Annotated in this window: 20 protein-coding genes and 1 riboswitch; of the genes, 4 read left to right on the top strand and 16 right to left on the bottom strand. The window is 39.5% G+C overall.

Going from position 1 to position 20,282, the window contains the following annotated elements; translation table 11 throughout:
• Position 1: 1 nt before the first annotated feature.
• Together AC1DOV_RS08895 and AC1DOV_RS08890 are read right to left on the bottom strand one after the other, a co-directional pair.
• Complete coding sequence (locus AC1DOV_RS08895; RefSeq protein WP_477549736.1) at positions 2-1,156, bottom strand: Gfo/Idh/MocA family protein; 1,155 nt, start codon at positions 1,154-1,156, stop codon at positions 2-4.
• 156 nt (positions 1,157-1,312) lie between these two features.
• Positions 1,313-1,999, bottom strand: a complete 687-nt coding sequence (locus AC1DOV_RS08890; protein ID WP_475447300.1) for a GntR family transcriptional regulator — start codon at positions 1,997-1,999, stop codon at positions 1,313-1,315.
• A gap of 125 nt (positions 2,000-2,124) precedes the next feature.
• Between AC1DOV_RS08890 and AC1DOV_RS08885 the strand changes: the two genes are divergently transcribed.
• Together AC1DOV_RS08885 and AC1DOV_RS08880 are read left to right on the top strand one after the other, a co-directional pair.
• Entirely contained in the window at positions 2,125-2,421 is a 297-nt protein-coding gene (locus AC1DOV_RS08885; protein WP_179089790.1) for a DUF3055 domain-containing protein, read from the top strand.
• A gap of 50 nt (positions 2,422-2,471) precedes the next feature.
• A complete protein-coding gene (locus AC1DOV_RS08880; protein ID WP_339207766.1) occupies positions 2,472-2,750 on the top strand; it encodes a hypothetical protein in 279 nt (92 codons plus the stop codon).
• A 171-nt stretch (positions 2,751-2,921) separates the two neighbouring features.
• Here the strand turns inward: AC1DOV_RS08880 and AC1DOV_RS08875 are convergent, their stop codons facing one another.
• Both AC1DOV_RS08875 and AC1DOV_RS08870 read right to left on the bottom strand, forming a co-directional pair.
• On the bottom strand, positions 2,922-4,277 hold the full coding sequence (locus tag AC1DOV_RS08875) for a dicarboxylate/amino acid:cation symporter (protein WP_076267838.1): 1,356 nt from the start codon (positions 4,275-4,277) through the stop codon (positions 2,922-2,924).
• Between the two features lie 309 nt (positions 4,278-4,586).
• The gene (locus AC1DOV_RS08870) at positions 4,587-5,363 is read right to left on the bottom strand and encodes a phytanoyl-CoA dioxygenase family protein (protein WP_441878929.1); all 777 of its coding nucleotides are present in this window, start codon (positions 5,361-5,363) and stop codon (positions 4,587-4,589) included.
• Positions 5,364-5,488: 125 nt separating this feature from the next.
• Here AC1DOV_RS08870 and AC1DOV_RS08865 point away from each other — a divergent pair, with 125 nt between their 5' ends.
• Positions 5,489-6,376 carry a helix-turn-helix domain-containing protein gene (locus AC1DOV_RS08865; RefSeq protein ID WP_477549735.1) on the top strand — a complete coding sequence of 296 codons (888 nt, stop codon included), beginning with the start codon at positions 5,489-5,491 and terminating at the stop codon, positions 6,374-6,376.
• Positions 6,377-6,396: 20 nt separating this feature from the next.
• On the opposite strand, the gene AC1DOV_RS08860 is transcribed toward AC1DOV_RS08865, so the two are convergent.
• The 7 genes from AC1DOV_RS08860 to AC1DOV_RS08830 all read right to left on the bottom strand — a co-directional run bounded on the left by AC1DOV_RS08860 (position 6,397) and on the right by AC1DOV_RS08830 (position 13,069).
• On the bottom strand, positions 6,397-7,161 hold the full coding sequence (locus AC1DOV_RS08860; protein WP_477511030.1) for a metallophosphoesterase: 765 nt from the start codon (positions 7,159-7,161) through the stop codon (positions 6,397-6,399).
• A gap of 109 nt (positions 7,162-7,270) precedes the next feature.
• The gene (locus AC1DOV_RS08855) at positions 7,271-9,076 is read right to left on the bottom strand and encodes an ABC transporter ATP-binding protein (protein ID WP_477549734.1); all 1,806 of its coding nucleotides are present in this window, start codon (positions 9,074-9,076) and stop codon (positions 7,271-7,273) included.
• A gap of 24 nt (positions 9,077-9,100) precedes the next feature.
• Positions 9,101-9,556: a lasso peptide biosynthesis B2 protein gene (locus tag AC1DOV_RS08850; RefSeq protein WP_339207758.1), complete on the bottom strand. Its 456-nt coding sequence runs from the start codon at positions 9,554-9,556 to the stop codon at positions 9,101-9,103.
• 15 nt (positions 9,557-9,571) lie between these two features.
• Positions 9,572-9,889 (bottom strand): lasso peptide biosynthesis PqqD family chaperone, encoded by a 318-nt coding sequence (locus AC1DOV_RS08845; RefSeq protein ID WP_477549733.1) that lies wholly within the window; start codon positions 9,887-9,889, stop codon positions 9,572-9,574.
• The gene (locus AC1DOV_RS08840) at positions 9,890-10,810 is read right to left on the bottom strand and encodes an aldolase (protein ID WP_477549732.1); all 921 of its coding nucleotides are present in this window, start codon (positions 10,808-10,810) and stop codon (positions 9,890-9,892) included. It abuts the gene before it with no gap.
• Between the two features lie 90 nt (positions 10,811-10,900).
• Positions 10,901-11,038: a paeninodin family lasso peptide gene (locus tag AC1DOV_RS08835; RefSeq protein ID WP_339207755.1), complete on the bottom strand. Its 138-nt coding sequence runs from the start codon at positions 11,036-11,038 to the stop codon at positions 10,901-10,903.
• Between the two features lie 93 nt (positions 11,039-11,131).
• A complete protein-coding gene (locus AC1DOV_RS08830; RefSeq protein WP_477549731.1) occupies positions 11,132-13,069 on the bottom strand; it encodes an asparagine synthase-related protein in 1,938 nt (645 codons plus the stop codon).
• 330 nt (positions 13,070-13,399) lie between these two features.
• Between AC1DOV_RS08830 and AC1DOV_RS08825 the strand changes: the two genes are divergently transcribed.
• Positions 13,400-13,732, top strand: a complete 333-nt coding sequence (locus tag AC1DOV_RS08825) for a helix-turn-helix domain-containing protein (protein ID WP_339207752.1) — start codon at positions 13,400-13,402, stop codon at positions 13,730-13,732.
• 14 nt (positions 13,733-13,746) lie between these two features.
• On the opposite strand, the gene AC1DOV_RS08820 is transcribed toward AC1DOV_RS08825, so the two are convergent.
• From AC1DOV_RS08820 to AC1DOV_RS08800, 5 genes are all read right to left on the bottom strand, one after another.
• Positions 13,747-13,908 (bottom strand): anti-repressor SinI family protein, encoded by a 162-nt coding sequence (locus AC1DOV_RS08820; RefSeq protein WP_339207751.1) that lies wholly within the window; start codon positions 13,906-13,908, stop codon positions 13,747-13,749.
• An 18-nt stretch (positions 13,909-13,926) separates the two neighbouring features.
• Positions 13,927-14,008: riboswitch (cyclic di-GMP riboswitch) on the bottom strand.
• A 197-nt stretch (positions 14,009-14,205) separates the two neighbouring features.
• Positions 14,206-15,252, bottom strand: coding sequence for a UDP-glucose 4-epimerase GalE (galE, locus tag AC1DOV_RS08815; RefSeq protein WP_477549730.1), 1,047 nt, complete (start codon positions 15,250-15,252; stop codon positions 14,206-14,208).
• Between the two features lie 72 nt (positions 15,253-15,324).
• On the bottom strand, positions 15,325-16,227 hold the full coding sequence (locus tag AC1DOV_RS08810) for a beta-1,6-N-acetylglucosaminyltransferase (RefSeq protein ID WP_477549729.1): 903 nt from the start codon (positions 16,225-16,227) through the stop codon (positions 15,325-15,327).
• 103 nt (positions 16,228-16,330) lie between these two features.
• Positions 16,331-18,637 (bottom strand): right-handed parallel beta-helix repeat-containing protein, encoded by a 2,307-nt coding sequence (locus AC1DOV_RS08805; RefSeq protein WP_477549728.1) that lies wholly within the window; start codon positions 18,635-18,637, stop codon positions 16,331-16,333.
• Positions 18,638-18,687: 50 nt separating this feature from the next.
• Positions 18,688-20,268 (bottom strand): lipopolysaccharide biosynthesis protein, encoded by a 1,581-nt coding sequence (locus AC1DOV_RS08800; protein ID WP_477549727.1) that lies wholly within the window; start codon positions 20,266-20,268, stop codon positions 18,688-18,690.
• Positions 20,269-20,282 lie beyond the last annotated feature (14 nt).

Raw genomic sequence — 20,282 nt, 5'->3', positions numbered from 1 at the left:
CCTATTTGCTTTCTCCGCTTACCGTAATTTGATTGCTGCTGAACGCTGCAACGGAGTTTTTCTTCTCATAGAAGTGAGTCGCTGACGCCATAATCCCTTCCCGTGTATAAAAAGGGCTGTCTGGTCGAATAGGCAGCTCAACAGTTGTCCCTGTGCTCGAAGCTTGATAAATAGCAGTAATAAGCTCAAGCGTTTTTCTTCCTTCCACTCCCGTTACGAGTACTTCACCGCTGCAGTTTTCTATCGCGGTTATAACATTATCCAGCTGACCTTTGTGCCCTACATAAGTTAAGGAAACTGTACCATCTGCAACAGCTGCAATTTGCCGCTCCAATTCCGGGTTTTCTATAGGAAAACCGTTTTCCTGTGCAGATGAAGCGGTTACCTGCCATGGCATGGATACCCGAGCTTTCTCACCTTGGAAAATAAGCTTTTGCTCTTGTCCGTGATGAACGACGGAGCTTGTGATTTGAGCAATCGCTCGCGGATAGGACAAAATCGCTACCGACAAATCCTCAACTTCCGCATTATCATGGGAAGTATTAGCCATAATGGCCGTCACTTTATCCGGCATACCCATCATCCATTGGAACATATCGATGTGATGTACGGCGTGGTTCAGCGTACAGCCTCCGCCTTCCTTCTCCCAAGTTCCGCGCCACCACAAATCGTAATATGTATATCCTCGCCACCAAAAGGAATCAACCTGCGCATGCACGATTCGTCCTGCAAGCCCAGAATCAAGCACGCTCTTAAGCTTCATGACCGCATCGCCAAATCGATTCTGGCTTACGACAGAAAGAATTTTTCCTGATGCGGCAGCGGCTTCGTTCATTCTATCGCATTCAGCCAGCGAAGATGCCATTGGCTTCTCGACAATGACATGTTTTCCTGCTTGCAGGAAATCTACGGAAAGATCAGCGTGTGTATAGGGCGGTGTGCAAATCGAAACCAAATCGATATCATCACGCGACAGCAATTTTTTGTAATCGTTTATAATTTCACAATTCAATTGAAACTTCTTTTTTTTGTCCTGCGCGCTTGCATCATTAATATCGTATAAAGCAACAATACTGCAGCGGTTCCCAAGTGCCAGATAAGCTTCGATATGAGCAGACGATATAGAGCCGGTTCCAATAATCGCAACACGAATCATATAATTCCATCTCCTTAGTCATTTTCTTAACTGATAATACTAGTATACAATTAATTCAGACAAGTGCATATGCCTTTTTTATATAAGTATATATTGCAAAATCAAAAAAACAGCCGACACCTCCTATGAGGCTGCCTGCCGTTTCATTGTACATGATTACTTAAAATACGCGGGGTGTTTCTCTTTCAGCTCATCCTTCTCCAGTTGAAAACGATTCAAATGCTCATGCATCACTTTTTCCGCCGCATCTGCGTCCTTGTCCTTAATTGCCGCTACGATTGCACGGTGCTGGCTCAAAATGATGTGCCAATCATCGTTTGCAGCAAGGCGCAGCATCCTCACCCTCTGGTAATGGGCGCTAAGCTCTTGAAGCAGCTTCCATGTGCGGAGCTTCCCACATCCGATGATAATCGTTTTGTGAAACTCATCGTCGAGCTCAAACAATCGCTTATAGTTTTTTTCTTCGATACAGAGCTCTTGCAGGGCAATCAAATTTAGCAGCTGCAGCACTTGTTCAGCCTTAAGCTGCTCGCATGCCAGCCTGACGATCGTACTTTCCAGCGTTTCCCGCACAAAGCGTGACTCTTCCACCATATCCAGATCAATAAGAGAAATAAATGAACCTCGCTGGGGTATCGTTTCAATAAGTCCCTCTTGCGAAAGCTTAACGAATGCTTCTCTAATGGGTGTTCTGCTAACCTTCAGCATCTCGATTATATCTTTTTCTGAAATAAAACGGCCCGGCTCCAGTTTCAAATCCAATATATCTGATTTCAGCTTATCGTATACATAGTCACGAATAGATCCTTTTGCATCACGCGACGATTCGGAATTGTAGTTCATATCATTGTATCCCTCCTGATGGCACTGCTATTACTAATGTACCATAGCTTGTATAAACTGCAATAAGCCAAAGTAGAACATAATATTGTATAATGATTGTATTAATGAATTGGAGGCTATACTTTATGCTGTTGCCTGATTTTGATTTTATGTCCGATTCCACGGAAGAAACGTCTACAAGATACGTCACTTTTATTGGACCTAGCTTGAAGCGATTCGACCTTGCTATTACTTCCACTAGCCGTTTTTACGGCAAAAAACTAATTACTGACCTTCAGTTTGGCAAAACAGCGATTATCGGTCCTGATGACCTTGAAGAGGAAGGTTATCTTGAACATACGTTTAAGCTGACAGAAGAAGAGGCGGCTGAGCTCGCTCAATTCTTATACTTTGTTGTTGGCACGGTGCATTTTACCGATTAATCAGGGTACACTGAAATGGTAAACCAATACCATTTGAGAGGAGTCTACTGATGGATCGATTTGTTCCTGAAAATCGCCAGCCCTATACAGATGTATCAACAGTAGAATCGCAGCGCAACGATCTCATTCCGGAGGAGTTTCCGGATGGACCGTATGGCTCTGATCTGCTGATGGAATCGCTAGGAAAAAGTACGCCTTGGAGAGTGGATCAGCGACCATCCAATCGCTTCGCTTATGAGAATCGAGCGCTTCATGCAGGAATGCCTCGTGACTATCCAGGTGAAGATGAATACGACCATGATTTTCCTGAAGTACATGATGAACCTTAAACCAAGCAAAAACGCCTTCGGCGTCCTTAGACGCTGAAGTAGCTTTGACGGTGAAATATAAGATAAGTATGAGAAAATTATATACTTTCTTATATTTAAACAAAGCCCTTGGATAACACGTGATATCACGTGTTTCCAAGGGCTTTTTTCCAAGCTTATTTATACGTTTGTTTATGCAGGATTAAGCTCTAGGTCATCTTCGTCACCGCGATTGAATGCTTCACGATCGAATTCGCCTTCGGAATCTGCTACAAGCAATGCAGTAACCGTAGTACCCGTAGCATTAACAGCCGTACGACCCATATCAATTAGAGATTCAACAGCAACAACGAGTGCAATACCTTCTAGCGGTAAGCCAACTGCTGTCAATACAACTGTTGTCGAAATGGAAGCTGGACCTGGTACGCCTGCTACACCGATTGAAGAGATTACACTAACAAGTACGATAAGTACATAATCTGTTGCAGTAAGCGATACACCGTAAACTTGTGAGATGAATACTGCTACAACAGCCGGCCAAACACCGCCGCAGCCGTTAAAGTTCATTGTAGCGCCAAGCGGTGCTACAAAGCTCGCGATTTTTGGTGAAATGCGAAGGCGCTTCGTAATAACTTCAAGATTGACCGGAAGCGTTGCAAAGCTGCTGCGTGTTGTGAACGCTACCGCTACCGTAGGATATGCTTTTTTGAAAAATTTCAAAGGATTAACCTTAGCGACAAAAGATACAAGGCCGCCAAAGACGAATACAAAATGCAAGAGCAATGCGATATAAGTTACAAGAATTAACATGGCAAGCGGTTCGAGTGTTTCCCAACCATATCTAGCAGCCATAACTGCAATCAAGGCATACACACCATACGGTGTAAAGCGAAGAACGAACTTAACAACCTGGTGCATAATCACTGTTGCCGATTGAATGAACGCTTTGAACGGTTGAACAGAATCCGGATTTTTTGCTCCTACCTTAACGATTGCGATAGCAATGAATAGTGCGAAAATAAGAATTGGCACTACTTTACCCTCTGCAGCATCGTTAATCGGATTCGAAGGCACTTGATCCAATATCACTTTGAAAAAGCTTGGAACTTCACGCGCTTCAAAATTTTCAGGTGTTTTAAGCTCGAAGCCTGCACCCGGATTAATAGCAGATGCTACTAGAAGTCCGATAATTGCGGCTACACCTGTCGTTGCAAGAAACCAACTGATCGTCTTAACGCTAAGCTTGCGTAGAAACTCAAGATTCGTAATCGAGATAATACTGTTAATAACGAGAACAAATACGAGCGGAATAACGATCATCTTAATTAAATTAATGTAGATGGAGCCGATCGTACCTACGCCCTCAGTATCTAGTTTAAAGTTGTTAAAAATGATACCTGCCACAAGGCCAAGGCCAAGTGCGACCAATACCCTCGTTCCGAAGCTTACACGTTTTTTGGCCATAAAATAAAGACCGCCAAGTATTATTGCTGATACAACTAAACTGATCCAGTTTGTTTCAATTGCTGTCAATAAATTATTTTCCATAATACAACAATCATCCTTTCTGTCTACACATTATGATTAATAGCAAAAATTAACTCTTAAAATCAATTTCGTTTTAATTCCGATAAGAATACTCTACTTTGCAGAAACAAATATATCATCGTTCTCAAACTTATGTCAATATGATTTTTCCACAGCTTCCAGAGAAATATTCGTTTAGCTTTTTGAAGTTTCGATACTATAAATATGTAGAGCTCTTTCAAGTATTACTTCGCACAAAAAAGAGACGTATAACAACCTTTTGCATCCGGTTGTATACGTCTCTTAGTGGCGTAACTTCAGTATAATTAGTTACTCCGTAATTTCAAATTTTGGTTTAACATTGTTGAAATCAAGATTTTCTCCACTAACCATAAGGCCCATGCCCCAATCAAAATGAGTATTTACAGAAGGCTTGTCGGCTGCATCACGATATTGGAACAAAACGTTTCTTCTCGTTCTGTCACTGCGGTTAACATCCGATCCATGAATCGTCAAATAGTTGAAGAACAGCACATCCCCTGCTTTCGCCGGGCAAAGCGTTCCAGATGAAATTGGATATTCCTTATGGTTGAGATAATGTCTTCCCACATGATTCAGCGGTCCTTCCAAATGAGAACCTGGGATAACCGCTAAGCAGCCATTTTCTGAATCGGCATCATCAAGATGAACGCTTGCAGCAAGCATCGAATGGTCGTTATGAGGGAAATATGGATAATCTTGATGCATAGGAAATGCTGCTCCATTCGCAGGCGGCTTCACAAGCATTTTGGAGTGATGAAGCTGTACATTGGGACCGATGATTCCATTCAGTACGGATACCATATTCGGATGAATGACTGCCTTAGTAAAGGAGGCATCATGATAATGCACATCATGGAAGCCTTTCAGAACGAGCTTCTTAAGCTGCTCTGGCGGGAGGAAATCTCCTTGCCATGCGTGGTTATGATCTGCCTGAGCAAGCGCCGCTCGTTGAATAACCCGCTCAACAGCCGCTCTCATCTCTACTACTTCTTCATTGTTAAACACGCCTCTAACAAGCAAGTAACCATTTTCTTTATAAAATTGCACATCTTCATTAGTGATCATGTTCATTCCCCTTATCGTATAATTAATGTGAATATGGTTTAATTATAGATAGGATATAGTGCAATCGTATTTACCTGTTAACGACATAATTTTGCATTATTACGCCATAGGAGCTGATCGTTCATATGTACGTTTGGTCAAAAAGCGAGGAACGCTTAAATAGATATGCAAGATTGCTGCAAGGTGAGAGCTTGACCATCCATGTTTATTATTGGGGAGCGGTACCAAAGCTTGTTGCAAATGCTGTTCATAAGCATTCTTTTTTTGAGGTTTGTTACGTGGCTGGAGGTACCGGTATTTATGAGGAAGGCGGAACGGCTTATCCTCTGCATGAAGGCGTGCTTTTTTGCTCGCGGCCAAATATCCGTCATCAAATAAGAGATGTAGATCAATTGGATTTATTATATGTTGCCTACGAGCTCGATGAGAAGCTTTCTAAGCCGGATGAATTCGAATATTACAATCAGTCTTTAAACAGCGGCACGATTTGGATTGAAAACCAGCAGCATTCTCCAACAACTCAAATTTGGAAATCGCTGCTCATTCCAAGCGAAGAAATGTTCGCTGTGCCAATCGCCTTGCTGAATCAGCTGGCACATGCCTTGATCCTAACGTTTCCTACAATTGTAGGTGGGAGGAACAAAAATACAGAAATCATTTTGCCCGCATCCAATGCAGCTATCCTCATTAGCCGCGCAAAGCTGTACATACGCGATAATTTAGGCGCTAATTTGAGCTTATCGGAGGTTGCCCGCTACATTAATGTGTCGGAGCGCCATCTATCTAGGCTTTTTTCTCAAAGCGTTCATGAATCGTTCTCCATGCTTGTTAGACATGAGCGAGTCCGCGTGGCGGAGCAGCTGCTATCACAAACAGCAACGCCGATTAAAACCATCGCTGAGCGCTGCGGCTTCTCATCCGTACATTATTTCTCCCGAACGTTTGCCGAAGCAAAAGGCATTCCTCCAGCTGCCTTTCGCGAGGCAAGCCGCAGAAATACCGATGATGACTAGATGCATCTCTGATTCATTGATTATAGGTCATGAATCGTAATCTCGCTTCTGACCATAAACCTTGCGTTAACGCCTGCTTGACCGATGCCTTTGGAAATGTAAAAGGAGCCATCCTTATTGTGATGAAGGCCTTTGTAGATCCCTTTCACGGACAACGGGCCCTTTGGCTTTAATGCAAAAAAGAACGGCACGTTCAGCTGCTTCCCATGCAGATGACCGGCCATTAAATATTGAAAAGGGCGATTAATTTTTAGAACGACATTAGGATCATGCGTCATAATGACGACAGGCTTGCTATCATCCATACCTCTAAATGAAGGTAAGATTCGGCTATGATGAGAGCAGTCATCGTCGATTCCGACAAGCTGAAAATCATCGAGCATGACATTCTCGTTACGCAGCACCTTAATCCCATAAACGCCAAATAGATCGAGCAATTTCTTTAAACGCGGAAGCTCATAATCATGGTTTCCGAGCACTGCATAGACAGGTATTCCGCTGTCTGCTATAGCTTTAAAGTAATAGCCTACCCGCGTCAAATAGTGTTCTTTATACGTATAATCGCCGGTCAGAAAAATGTAGTCAGGCTGCACGGAGGCAATGACATGCTGAATTCGCTTTGCGCTTATGCGCAGCCTGTCTACATGCAAATCGCTTATTTGCAATATGCGTTTGTTAATGCCAATGGGATGTGTAATTTTTTCGATTTTCAACCACTGGGTTGGGAGGATAAAGAGCAGGTACAAGAGAAGCACGGTTATTCCGAGCGTTAGTATAATAGCCAAATGTGTCCTCCTAATCATTGAAACCAATTCTGAGTTAATCTATCCAAAGGAGTAAATGCCTGTCCCTGTCATGAACTTTACTACTCTAATTAGTATAGTAAAGTTACGACTATAAAGCTACTTGCAGCTGGTTGCCTAACAAACGGCTGAACAGTCCTTTTTTATCCTCAGCGAGCATGATAAAATGGCCCGTTTGCACGATTTTCCCATTTTCCAACACGATAACCTGATCTGAATTCCGAATGGTCGATAAGCGATGAGCAACGACGATAACGGTCATTTTTCCCTTAAGCCGCTCTATGGCTTCTTGAATTTTTGTCTCGTTCAAGCTGTCTAGTGCACTTGTAGCCTCATCCAAAATAAGGATAGATGGCTTTCTTAATATTGCTCTAGCCAAAACGAGTCTCTGACGCTCCCCGCCTGATAAACGTATTCCACGATCACCAATAATCGTATCGATGCCATCCGGAAGCTTGCGAACAAATTCAGCCGCAGAAGAGAACTCCATCGCTTCCCATATTTGATCTTCCGTCGCATTCGGATCGATTAATATTAAGTTATCTCTAATCGTCCCATGGAACAGAAACGGCTCCTGCGGGACATAACTGATTGATCTTCTTAACGACAACAGATCCTCATCTGTAAGCGTCTTACCGTCAATGAGCACAGAACCTTGATCAGGCTTCAACATGCCCATAATCATATCAATTAATGTACTTTTACCTGCACCTGATTGACCAACAATTGCAGTCATACCATTAGCAGGAATACGAAGATTAATAGCTTCTAATGTATAGTCTACCTGATCTTGATCGTAACGGAAATATACTTGACGGCATTCAAGCTGATGCTCGAACTTCATGCTGCCAACATTCTCATCTTCGTATTGAATGATATCTGTTACTTCCTGAACTTGCATGCATTCTTCTTGAAGGTTCATCAATGTTTTGAAAGCGGGTATGGAGGAAGCAATTAGTTCAACATTGGACTGAATTCCTGTGAATCGTGGCCATAGACGAGCGAAAATAGCAATGATAAGCAATAAATACCCGCCTTCTTGTTGGAACATTGTCGCCGAGAACAAAATAAATACAGCGATCATAAGCGAAGAAGTCAACTTGTAAACAAGCTGAGAATTATTACTAACAATACTATTGCTATTCCGCTCTTCCGCTTGTTTTCGAGTCCAGCCCAGCATCCAACGATAACGTGATGTCTCTAAAGAGTTACTCTTAATATCCTTCATTCCATTGAACTGATCCGTAATGCCTGCCATATAACCTTGATAAAGTTCAATAGCTTCACTTCCAAGCTCTTTTGATTGTTTAATAAATCGACGAGATATAAAAATGACAATTAAACCAAAGCCAAGCACAAAAAGCGTCATCTTAGCCGAAATTACAAATGCAATACCTATTTGAATCATTGTAAAAATGATTGATGTCAAAAGTTGAAGAATAAGGTAAGCGCCATTAGTCACACGCCATAATTGATCGGTCAAAGATGAGATGAGATCTGTTTTTCGTTTTTTTAAAAAGAAAGCCCACTGTGTTTGCAATAATGTTCGATATATTTCTAATCTCACACTATTAACATACCCTGTCAAAATTTGCGTTTCGCGTATGCTAAGATTTCGACTTACAAAACTTTGACCGATAACTAATGTTAAATATACGGAAAGGATGATCAATAAGGCTTGCAGTTTAGGCATAACTTGCAAAAATTCAAAAAAGGCGAGGCCAGGTATAGCGTGGATTTGAAAATCAATAATACCGATAATAGATAATAAAGGGATTAATAATAACATTCCAGCGCCCTCTAACAAACCAATGAGCATCATGCCGAATAAATTGAAATAAAGCACCTTGCCAGAGTAACTATGTAGCTTCTTAGTGAAATATATAATGTGACTCATTACCTCATCACTTTCCATTCTTTTTCATTGAATGAACTTAGCGAACATACCCGTTACGGTAAATCTGTTCATTTCTTCAGCACCTGAGACAACCAAAGAACCGCTCCGAAGCCAAGCATGAGCGATTAACTTCCCGTTCTCGTCCTTTGCTGTTCCTAAATACAAGGTGCTTTCAATTTGACGTCTTTCCAGCATCTTCATAGCAGTAATCGCTCGAACTAAACATTTTGTCTCCCAAAACGTATTTCTTCCCATTATTTCTATCGATTGATAAACATTGAAAATTATCTCGTGATTTTGCTGACTATATTCAGAGTCGGTTTCCTTCAAATAAACGCCTAGTGTAGGAGCTATCCGTGAGAATGGAAAATAAAGCAGCTGCATTCTTATCCTTCCCAAATATAAACCTGTCTCGATAAAGAGGAGCAGCGTCTTCATATCCAAAGAAAAAACTGTTTTACATTTTCCTATAATCCCCATTTTCTCACCTTAACGTTATAGACTGTAGTGAATTAATTTTTCTTCTGACAGATGAAGCAGGAACGGCAGCAGTTGCTCTTCACATGTAATCCGATCGACATCATATTGTTCTATCAACTTATCAATTAGTTGCATGACAGGAATAGGCTCCTGTATTAGCTCCCAAATCTGACTACCCATAATGCCAAGATTATAATAGTTCCCGTTTCTGATACTTAAAATAACTTTTTCACCGCCCATATCACTAACGATATTCTCCTGGTCTCGAACAATACTCGCTTGTGCTAGATTTGCCTGATTCAATGTTAGGCTGTTCGTTTCTATTGTCATCATTTATTCCTCCAACGAAATGGTTTTTAATATAAGATCGACTAATTGTGGAGCCGAAAATTCATTTTCCGAACGCCGTAAATGATAGATAGGCAGTCTCTCTCCCAACTTTGAGGAGAAACCGAAATGCCAGCTCACAAGGTTCATTTTTGGAATTAAAAAATGTCTATATGTATGTTGAAATAATAAAGGCAGTCTTTCCAGCTTCTTAACTGCTTGAATATTTATTCCGTCTACATCTGATTTTTCTAATAAGAAAATCCCTGCTAGTGGTATAGGATCCGTATAATATTTATCTTCAACCGAGATGCAGTACTTCGTTTCCCGACCATGAATGGAACGAAGCTCAGCGTTATTCATTCCGAAAGCATCCAAGCTCTGCTGCCATAGCTTCTGCTGCGGATAGGAGGGAGTAACGATAGGGCGATTCTCAGCTGGTAAGAATGAAATAGGAACAATATCATCTGTTACAAGCTTATGTCCCCGTCCTACAAAAGCAGAAGCGAGGGTTGACTTGCCGGCTCCTGATTCACCTATAAAAGCATAGGCATTACCATTAATAACAACTGCACTCCCATGAAGTGGATAAATCGATCTTTGTATAAGTATGATCCCCATACAGGTACCAAGAAGGTACAATCGAATTACATCCTCGTCTGCTTCAGCGCATGGAGACACAATGATCTTATTGCCATTTTGAATACTAAAAACACCGGCATCAGGTAGTCTCATCGTTACTGCTTCTCCATCAACAATAACTTCATAAGGCGATAAATTAAACGCTTCCTTAAAGCTGGGGTCTATCACAACTTCAACATCATTACACACTTGAAGATCATTCATCCTAAGTAGTTCAGGAAATGGAATTTCACTAGATATGTTCAAACCAAATGCTTTATAACCTTCCCTGACCTTTGTAATCAACAGACATCCACTCCATAAAAAGATAATTAACATTCAAGCCCTTATATAACAAACATACAAGGGCATGAAGTTTAACTTACACAATTGCGATTAGCTATAACGGAGGTCTGGAACGGGAGTTCCAGTTGGGAATGTTGCGTCCAAACGAGTACCCACTTTAGGACTAGCTTCAGTCATTTTGACTTCCAGAACTTGTAGTTCTGGCTTGATCCATTGCTTCTTTGACATATGTATCACCTCCTTAATGATGTTTATCACTTTTGTATCCATGAAACCAATCTAGCTTTCCTAGTAAATTAGAGTGATGCTATGAGTAGATGGTTAAAAATGTCGTTTAAGGAATCGATACACAATTACACTTCTCATAAGGGCTCGCAAACCTTCATCCTCTGCTAGATTTGAATCCACCTTTTTTTTAAAACGTAACAATGCTCCTTTAACCAGGTTGCCATCTACAAGAGACATCATTCTATCATCTTTGCTCATAGACTCTGCCTCTTCGATAAACAAATGCCAATCTGGTCTTATACGATGAAGCCAATCCAAACCCTGAACGCCGCGAACACGCTGGTTGAGCCTTACGTCATCCGGTAAATAATTTTCAGTTGCTCTTCGAATAAGAGCTCGATCTAATCCCTTATGAACATATTGATCCTCTGGTACCGATAAGCAAAACTGGATAACTCTACTATCATTTGACGGATCACGACTCCATAAAGCATTAGGTAACGAAAATTTTGATGTAACTGTATTGGTAGCATTCCAGTATAATGGATTCTCAAAATGTTCTCTTCTTATTTTATAAATGTTCTGCTCGACTAACCAACCTGTCTGGTCCATTCCATGCTCGCGAAGTTGATCAAAAACTTTAGTTTTCGTTGCAAAATCGCTATTTATAATAGGTCCAATAGAAGGCTCTTGATTGATATGTAATCTGCTAAGTGCTGGAAAAGCCATTTTACTCAAAACAGAAAGTACTCGTCCACGCCCAGTCCCCATATTTCTGCTAAATGCCTTTACTTCGTTATGTAAATGAATCCATCTGAAACGTTTTAAGAGACGAGAGTAGTTTTCGAAGGCATCACCCCAAGAAATGGACAAGTTACCTCGCGCACCTGTTAGTAATATGCCAATGTCTTTCGCCGCAGCTTGTTCGAATATGCCTCTTATCCAAAAAGAGTTCTCAAAAAATTTATAAGGCATTTCTAATGTCTCCAGAAATGGATCAATATCTGAAAACGAATTTCTATCTTTAAAGTCAAGATAGTTCGCTTGAAACCCACCAACATACTGGACAGTTGAATTAATATAGGGTGATTCATTAGCAATCGTTTGACGAGAGGTATAATCGTCAAAATCGCTTGGAGGAACATAACTGAATGTATGTATTTCTTTATTTATTGGACGAAGGGCTTTAACTGCAAAACTAACTACTGCTCCTGAATCCAACCCCCCACTTAATTGTGAACCTATTTGTTTGTAAGTGCGCAATCGTGCATTTACTGACTGTTGAAATACATCCCTGAATGCTTCAACATATTGTTCGTCCGTTTTGAAGCGAAGTTTCTTATTTGCCGTTAGCTTAAAATATCGCATGACCTTTATTTGACCATTAACCAATGTCATGCAATGAGATGGCGGCAATTGCAAAATATCCTTATACACATTTTGTGTAACGTCAACAACATCAATTACTGTGCTGATAGCTAAAAACTGTGCCATCCATTGCTCATTCAGACGTTTATGAACATCTGGCAGCTCCAGCAATGGCTTCATCGTCGTACACATCGCTAACCGGTTTCCGTTCCAGTGATAATACAATGTTCGACAACCTGAGAAGTCTCTAGCAGCAAACACTCTTTGTTCTCTTTCATCCCATATCATAAAAGCAAAATCACCGATCAGATGCTTGGGTGACTCAACCCCCCATTTTGCATAGGAGAGTAAAATCAGTTCGGCATCAGTGATTTGCACTCTACGGCCAAGCTCTACATTTAATGCTTCAAACAGCTCAATGCGGTTATCAATAATTGCATCGGCACTTATGACTAAGCGTCTTTCCGAATCATAATAGGGATTGCATTCCCCGACAGACTCTGGTGTAATCCATTGATTATGGCATCCAACAAATACATTGTTCTTATTCCATGCTTGAGCTGTATTGCAAGGAAACCGCGATAATTGCTGCATCAGTCTATTCCCCTGATCTAACACATGGGCTGTCTGATCAACTTCATAAACGACTGCTATTGCGCTCATTCGTGCCTCCGATTTAGATAGCCAGCGTGTTCTTCAATCGAACGAGATGCGAGCATCATTGAATGTCTTTTAGTTCTTAATAAAGAACATATTTGAATAATACACTTGAAAACAGACGTTGTCAATCGTTTTTTCACCAAAATATCACAAAATAAAACGAAACATCGTTCTTTTATAAGAACAACATTTCGAAATGGGTTTAACCTTATTTTTTTCTAATTTAGACGTCATTTTATTTTTTATTCGTTAAAACTTACAAGCTTTCGCAATTAAGAATTATTCGTTATAATAGTGTTAGTCTACAACGAAGAGATAACGGGGGAGTTTGCTATGATCGGAGAACGTATTCAGATGCTGCGCAAGAGAAAAGGCCTATCCCTAACGGAGTTGTCGCAACGGGCAGGCGTCGCAAAATCTTACTTAAGCTCTATTGAACGAGGGCTCCAGCAAAATCCTTCGATTCAATTTCTCGAAAAGGTAGGCGCAGTATTAAACGTAACGGTTGAAGAATTTTTAAATAGCGATGAAAACAATGATCGTAAAACTAGCAATCTAGACACCGAGTGGGCCGATCTAGTTCGAGAAGCAATGGCTTCTGGCGTAAGCAAAGATCAATTTAAAGAATTTTTAGAATTCAATAAATGGAAAATAAAGCGCGAGTAGCGCTTTATTCTCTTTTATACGGCTGTTTCTTGTATATCATCTTTCTTGCTTTCTTCAAGACATAGTAATACCTTTCTAACATCTTCCTTGCTAAACCCCAAAGAACGTGCATTCATGATTAATGCTACCCATTCCATATCTAAATCCTGATTATCCTCTGATTTTGTAAGTACCATTTTCCCATGTCCCCCATTCAATTTGGGACGGTTGCACCACTGACTCCATGCGTTTAAGGTGCCCAGATACTAAACGCATTTCAACGTCTCCCTATGCTTGTCATTCGTTTATAGATGTATTATAAATCACTCTAATTGCGTATGCTGTCGCTTCCTGTCTCACAAAAATGAAAGATAATTACATTTTTTGTCGAATTTATTTAATGATTGTTAAAGGGAGCAGGGGAAGGAAATAGAGCCCGCTAGATCAAATTAGGAGCTCAAAATGTTGCTTCATTAACAGAGCTATTCAGTATATTATTTTGCTGCAAGTTCAGATTTCAACAGTGTATCTTCTTCATATCCATTCGGATTTGAAAATTGCCATCTCCACGTATCGCTGCACATTTCTTCTATTCCTTTTGTTGCAAACCAATTCAATTCTTCATTTGCCTTCAGCGTATCTGCATAACAAACAGCAATATCGCCAGGTCTGCGGCTAACGACCTCGTATGGAATGCTTTGCCCAGTTACCTTCTCGAAGGCTGCAATCATCTCTAACACACTGTAACCATTTCCAGTGCCAAGATTATATATATTCACATTTGATGTTCTACTCATGTTTTCCAGTGCCTTTACATGCCCCTTTGCTAGATCTACTACATGAATGTAGTCTCTCACTCCAGTGCCATCCACAGTTGGATAATCATTTCCAAATACATGCAACTGCTTAAGCTTGCCAACAGCTACCTGCGATATGTAAGGCATTAAGTTGTTTGGCACTCCATTTGGATTTTCTCCAATTTGACCACTTTTATGGGCGCCAATAGGGTTGAAATACCTCAGGATCGTTATTCCCCAGCTGTTATCTGAACTAGCTAGATCCAGTAAAATTTGTTCTAGCATGAGCTTAGTCCGGCCATATGGATTTGTTGCTGAGAGCGGTGAATCCTCAATAATCGGAATTTGTTCGGGCCGTCCATAAACAGTAGCCGAGGAACTAAACACTAATTTATGAATACCAAATTTCTTCATGACTCCACAAAGAATTAAAGTGCTCGTTATATTGGTATGATAATAAGATAAAGGCATTTGAACAGACTCTCCGACAGCCTTTAACCCAGCGAAGTGAATAACGGCATCAATAGCATGATTCGAAAATACATGCTCGAGTCCCTTTTGATCCATAAGATCCATTTGATAAAAGGTAAAGGTTTTATTTGTAATCTCTTTTACCCTTTCTAAAGCGATATAGCTGCTATTAGACAAATTATCAACAACTACTAATTCATATCCCGCTTCAAGAAGCTCAATGCAAGTATGACTGCCTATGTACCCCGCTCCGCCTGTTACTAAGATTGCCATTTTATTTACCCCTCTCAATAATTCTTAATAAAGAACAATTAAATCAAAAAAAATACCTCTCCGATGCTAAGCTCACATGCATACCTTTTCGCTGTAATAATTTATCATTGCTACATCTTCTCTTTCATCGAATTTTCTCGCAAAGTATTTATTCGATTTTTCAATAGAATCAATATCTTTAAAGCTTAGGTTTATGGGGTGATTACTATTGTTATATTCTTCTCCCCATTTTAAATAAGTTAAATTATCATTAGTGACCTGATCCGCATATTTCGAGTTCATAACTAAGGTTTGAAAAAACCATTCATCTGGGCACAGCGCGTTTTTGAAATATTGATAATACCATTTGTTCTGGTCAAGAAAATCTATGATAAATCTTGCAACTTCAATTGGTATGCAGAACCATGAGGAGCCATGATACAACAAATAATTGTTAGGCATTAACTGGCGGTTAGGGAAAAGAACTAAACCTTTCTTATACAGCTTCAGCATTATGCTTCTGAAAACTCTAAGCGGGTGGAATGTATTGTATTGTCTTCTTGCTGAATCAAACCATTTCATATTTACATGTGCAGCAGAAATATCACGATCATGAATAAATTTCGCAGACATAAATATTTTATTGGGATTTTCCATTAAATGAACTTTAAGACCATTTTTAACGAGTAAATCCTGACCGCTCCTTAAGCATACAAAGTCATAATCTACTTTTGAGGTTAATACCTTCCTTAGCAGCATGATCGTTGCATCCACTTGGCTAATATCTCCCCATTTCACATTACAGCTTTCTTCCAACACGTTAATGCGTGGGGATCTATTAATTTTAGGTGATACCTCATCGTAATTTTTTTTATCAATATGAACATATACATCTGCCGTATCGGTTGCAGTCAATTGACTAATAAACGTATTTACTTGGGCTGGGTTTTTATGAATTTGCAATATGTAGGCAGTTGAGGGTAAAGCTGACTTCATTAGTTCACTCCCCTTAATTCTTAATAACGAACATTATATTTTAAAATAGTCCCTGCCTCAACTTGTAAGTGACAGGGATCTATTCTTTTTTTAAGGTTAAAAGCTAGCTGCTGCTAAGATCAGTGTTATCAATCAATCGGACATATGGGGCGGTTCCTGTTACTGTTACACCGCTAAATGTAGATTTAGCTATAGTTACGGATTGATTTTGCCGAATCCAATTTAAATTTACTTTCGTGTTTTCAAGATAAGATTGTGAAAATACAGCTTTGTTCGTATTGTCCGACTTGCCAATAGCTGAATTTAAAAAGGTAGTGCCTGAAACGATTGAATTGCCATCCACCGCGATACCAGAGTTTTGAAGCAATGATGATCGCAGCGTAACTTGCCGAGTGAACTTTGCATCGGTCGAACCAAGCTGAACGTCACTTGCTCCCATAACTGTACTTTTAGCTCTAATAAATTCACTATTGCTAATGTGAGAAGCCTCAAATTTTGCGGAGCCTTCAATAACCGTCATGCCGTTAATCATATTTGGGCGTCCTACATAATCTTGAGGTACGTTTATTAAAACATCGTAATTCTTTACCATAACATTTCTAATGACAGCACCAGCTGCTAGAATATTGAAATTTCGTGCTAAAGCATTGTCATTGCGCCAGTCTCTTTCTATTGTAATGTTGGACAAATAACATCTTCCGTAATTAAATCTACTAATGTTAAATCCAGGCTGCCCAGCGTCTTTAATAACAACCGGTGGACCTCCCTTCGTTTCAGATACCTGAAATGCTACGGAAGAGATATTTACTGTGTAATATAATTTATCAATGCTAATTCCTGTCGGAACCTTGCCTACCCATTGTTCAAATGATATTTGTGCACCGTTGCCCATGCCATGTGGAGTGCTATACGTAAAAGTTCCTGTAGTCACATTAACTGCAGGTGTCCCAAAATAGCCATAAACACTGGAGCCACTAACCATTCCATCTTTAATGACACAATTTTGTACGACTGCCCCTCTTACATCATTAAGCTTTAAATTCCCTCTCAGAAATACTGCACCATTCACAAAATTATCACCTTGCACAATTAAATCACAATCCGTAAATGAGTTGTTTATATATGCTACTGATGGATAATTTGAATATGAGCTTATTCCACCAACATTTTTGCCTTCAAAGTTATTTCCAACCAAGTTAATCTCAGTACCATCAACATTAACAAAATGTCCTCTTGCGTTGCTGTAGATATAATTGTCTGTAATATAAATTCTATAATTTAATTCAAATCCTGACGGATTAGTCGCAGACTTAACTGGTATATTGGTTTCACTTACTTGCGATTCAATGTCAATTCCGAACATAGGAGATGTACCATTTCGGAAATTAGACGTTACCCCATCATCATCAAATCCAATATGATGAATATGATTGCGATAGACATGCACATCGTTTGAACCGCACAATGAAATCCCTTGCCTTCGGCAATGATGGATATTGGTATCATGAATAAGGATCTGGTAACCCATCTGCTCCTGCGTGTACAATGATGGATCATCATAATATTGCTCCCAGCTTGAATAAATCCCATCACCTGTACAATTAGAAATTTCAATATTGCTTATCTCTATTTGATTAGAACCGAGAACATTAACCCCGTAACCCTTCTCATGAGTATAAGCTACATTGTCAACCTTACCTCGAAGCGCGCTAATCTGACTATCCGTCAATGGGGTAGGTAATAAGATGGCAAATACCATTTTGTTGTTTTTACTTACATCCTTATCCTCATTTAAAAGCCAACCTCTTCCGGCTGGATTTGCTGGAGCAAAAGCGCCATTTGTCCTAGAACCAACAAAAGTTGCCTTGGACACGGTATCTTTATATTGATAAAACTGATAGCTGGATGCATTTACACCAGTCATGCTCCATAATCTAAAATTAGTTAGAAGTCCTGGATGCTCGTAACGATCAAGTACATCGCTTCTGATCCAGTTAGGATTATCGTTCAATGAACCGTCAGCATTAATGCCGCCTCTAGTAAAATTCACATAAATTTCATATAAATGTGTCTTCTTGTCACCAATTAGTTGCCCTCCTGACAACTTGGCATCACTAATCGCCTTCATTTCAATAATTGAGTAACTCGGTGATGAATTCGTTTCCATTTCAATGGCGCAGCCTTGTTCCAACTCTAGATGAATACCGCTTACTAGTTCAATAGCAACTAAGGAACTAGGATCCATTCTGACGCAATAAGTCCCACTAGGAAGCACGATATGCTGATACCCCTCAGAATTGGCCCATACTATAGCATCATTTATGCCTTTAGTCGTTGTTGCAGCATTCGAATTATCATTGCTTATATTAAAACGGTCAAGCTCAATTCGGTATGACCCATATTGCTGCATAACTTTCACCTCCGTTTTACTCTTAACATATGTAGCTTGTCAGAGAACGGTTACTTAGTTCCGCCAACTTCCATATGACGCTTGCGCTTAATTGTCTTATGGTAAACACTGGTGAAGTGAGGAAGTTTATGCAGCAAAGCAAGTACGACGCCATACAAATATTTAAACTCAGCGGTACGGTGAAAAAATACAATGTATATTATATTTACAAGTACGAAGCAAATGAAACTCTGAATAATTAAACCTATTATGGTAGTTGAAGGTACAATAATAATAGCTCTACTAGCAATCAAACATGAAATCACACCAATACATGTATAGTAAACATAACTACTGTAGTATCTCCTTATAGGCTGATTGAATACCTTCTTATAAACTAACATAGGTGTATACCAAAAAGGGATCGCTAATGCACTTAACACTGATCCTGCAAAAATACCGGCAATCCCCCAGAATTTTACGAAAACCAGTGAAATTCCTAAATTGATTACGGCTTGAAACAAAGGAGAAAACCGATCCTGGTGAAAAATCCCAGCTGTCGTTTTAACTGCGCTTAATGAATTGCGCATACCTCTTTCATAGAATGCGATAACAAGAACAAGAAGTACAATATTGGTCATTTTGTATTCAGAACCAATCCAAATATCAATAAAGGGCTCAACCAATAAATAAAGCATGATTGATAATAATGAATATAACCAGAAATTAAGCAAATAGGTGACTTTGAAAATACGATAAATTGCTTCTGCACTTTCCTTCGCTACTAAATTGCCTAGGCTGTGATACATGTTGCTAAATACCTGATTCAAAAATGTACGGCATATATCTATAAGCATTTTATAATTGGAATATAAACCCACAGCAGCAATACTTATAAATGAGGAAATAAGGATACTATCCACGCCAAAAATAAAGTAATTGCCTACATTTTGGAGAACGATAGCTTTCATATTTTTTATAAAACTAGCTTTTGTTTCATAATCCAACTTGCTTTTTATCTTCTCTTTAAGGAAAGGATACATTTTATCAACGATATAGGCTACTATGATGGAGGTAATTATAGACAGAATACTCTCAACTATTAAATAGAGTATGTAGTTTTCTGTGAAATAGAGGATTGCAATTTTCATACAAGTCGAAATAATAGCAGAAATTGAGAAAACAATCGTTACGATATAGTTTTTCTGGTTTACGTTCAAAAAAGAATTCTTGTACACAAACAAATAAGGTGCAGCTGTATTAATGAGAAAAAGCACATAAATAAAGCTGATATTTTCAACGTTTGTTTCCTTAATAAATAGATGGAGAAATGGCATGAGACCTAAGCCCAGTAGCAAGACAACGCCCGCGATAATCTGATAGGCTTTTTTATACAATTGCATTAATGCTAATATTTTGGGACGATCATTATCCGCTACCGGCTTGTATAGATTATAAATAATGCTTGAACCTATACCCGCCTCAGCTAATGTAAGCATAGAGAGAATGCTTGTGAATAATCCGTTGATGCCTAAATATTCTACTCCTAAGCTGTGAATAAAGACTGTACGCGAAATAAAACTTAATGCAGTTATAATTATTTGATTACCTAAGCCAGCAGAAATATTAAGCAGTGAACTTTTTATTCTCATTTGTATCTCCTATC

Source organism: Paenibacillus sp. 01T47 (assembly GCF_056398245.1).
Note: the sequence above shows the minus strand (reverse complement) of the source record. Positions and strands in the feature narration are given on the sequence as shown.

Coding starts and splice junctions, on each gene's coding strand:
- AC1DOV_RS08895 (WP_477549736.1), bottom strand. CDS start 1,156: ATGATTCGTGTTGCGATTATTGGAACCGGCTCTATATCGTCTGCTCAT.
- AC1DOV_RS08890 (WP_475447300.1), bottom strand. CDS start 1,999: ATGAACTACAATTCCGAATCGTCGCGTGATGCAAAAGGATCTATTCGT.
- AC1DOV_RS08885 (WP_179089790.1), top strand. CDS start 2,125: ATGCTGTTGCCTGATTTTGATTTTATGTCCGATTCCACGGAAGAAACG.
- AC1DOV_RS08880 (WP_339207766.1), top strand. CDS start 2,472: ATGGATCGATTTGTTCCTGAAAATCGCCAGCCCTATACAGATGTATCA.
- AC1DOV_RS08875 (WP_076267838.1), bottom strand. CDS start 4,277: ATGGAAAATAATTTATTGACAGCAATTGAAACAAACTGGATCAGTTTA.
- AC1DOV_RS08870 (WP_441878929.1), bottom strand. CDS start 5,363: ATGATCACTAATGAAGATGTGCAATTTTATAAAGAAAATGGTTACTTG.
- AC1DOV_RS08865 (WP_477549735.1), top strand. CDS start 5,489: ATGTACGTTTGGTCAAAAAGCGAGGAACGCTTAAATAGATATGCAAGA.
- AC1DOV_RS08855 (WP_477549734.1), bottom strand. CDS start 9,076: ATGAGTCACATTATATATTTCACTAAGAAGCTACATAGTTACTCTGGC.
- AC1DOV_RS08850 (WP_339207758.1), bottom strand. CDS start 9,556: ATGGGGATTATAGGAAAATGTAAAACAGTTTTTTCTTTGGATATGAAG.
- AC1DOV_RS08845 (WP_477549733.1), bottom strand. CDS start 9,889: ATGATGACAATAGAAACGAACAGCCTAACATTGAATCAGGCAAATCTA.
- AC1DOV_RS08835 (WP_339207755.1), bottom strand. CDS start 11,038: ATGTCAAAGAAGCAATGGATCAAGCCAGAACTACAAGTTCTGGAAGTC.
- AC1DOV_RS08830 (WP_477549731.1), bottom strand. CDS start 13,069: ATGAGCGCAATAGCAGTCGTTTATGAAGTTGATCAGACAGCCCATGTG.
- AC1DOV_RS08825 (WP_339207752.1), top strand. CDS start 13,400: ATGATCGGAGAACGTATTCAGATGCTGCGCAAGAGAAAAGGCCTATCC.
- AC1DOV_RS08820 (WP_339207751.1), bottom strand. CDS start 13,908: ATGGTACTTACAAAATCAGAGGATAATCAGGATTTAGATATGGAATGG.
- galE (WP_477549730.1), bottom strand. CDS start 15,252: ATGGCAATCTTAGTAACAGGCGGAGCGGGGTACATAGGCAGTCATACT.
- AC1DOV_RS08810 (WP_477549729.1), bottom strand. CDS start 16,227: ATGAAGTCAGCTTTACCCTCAACTGCCTACATATTGCAAATTCATAAA.
- AC1DOV_RS08805 (WP_477549728.1), bottom strand. CDS start 18,637: ATGCAGCAATATGGGTCATACCGAATTGAGCTTGACCGTTTTAATATA.
- AC1DOV_RS08800 (WP_477549727.1), bottom strand. CDS start 20,268: ATGAGAATAAAAAGTTCACTGCTTAATATTTCTGCTGGCTTAGGTAAT.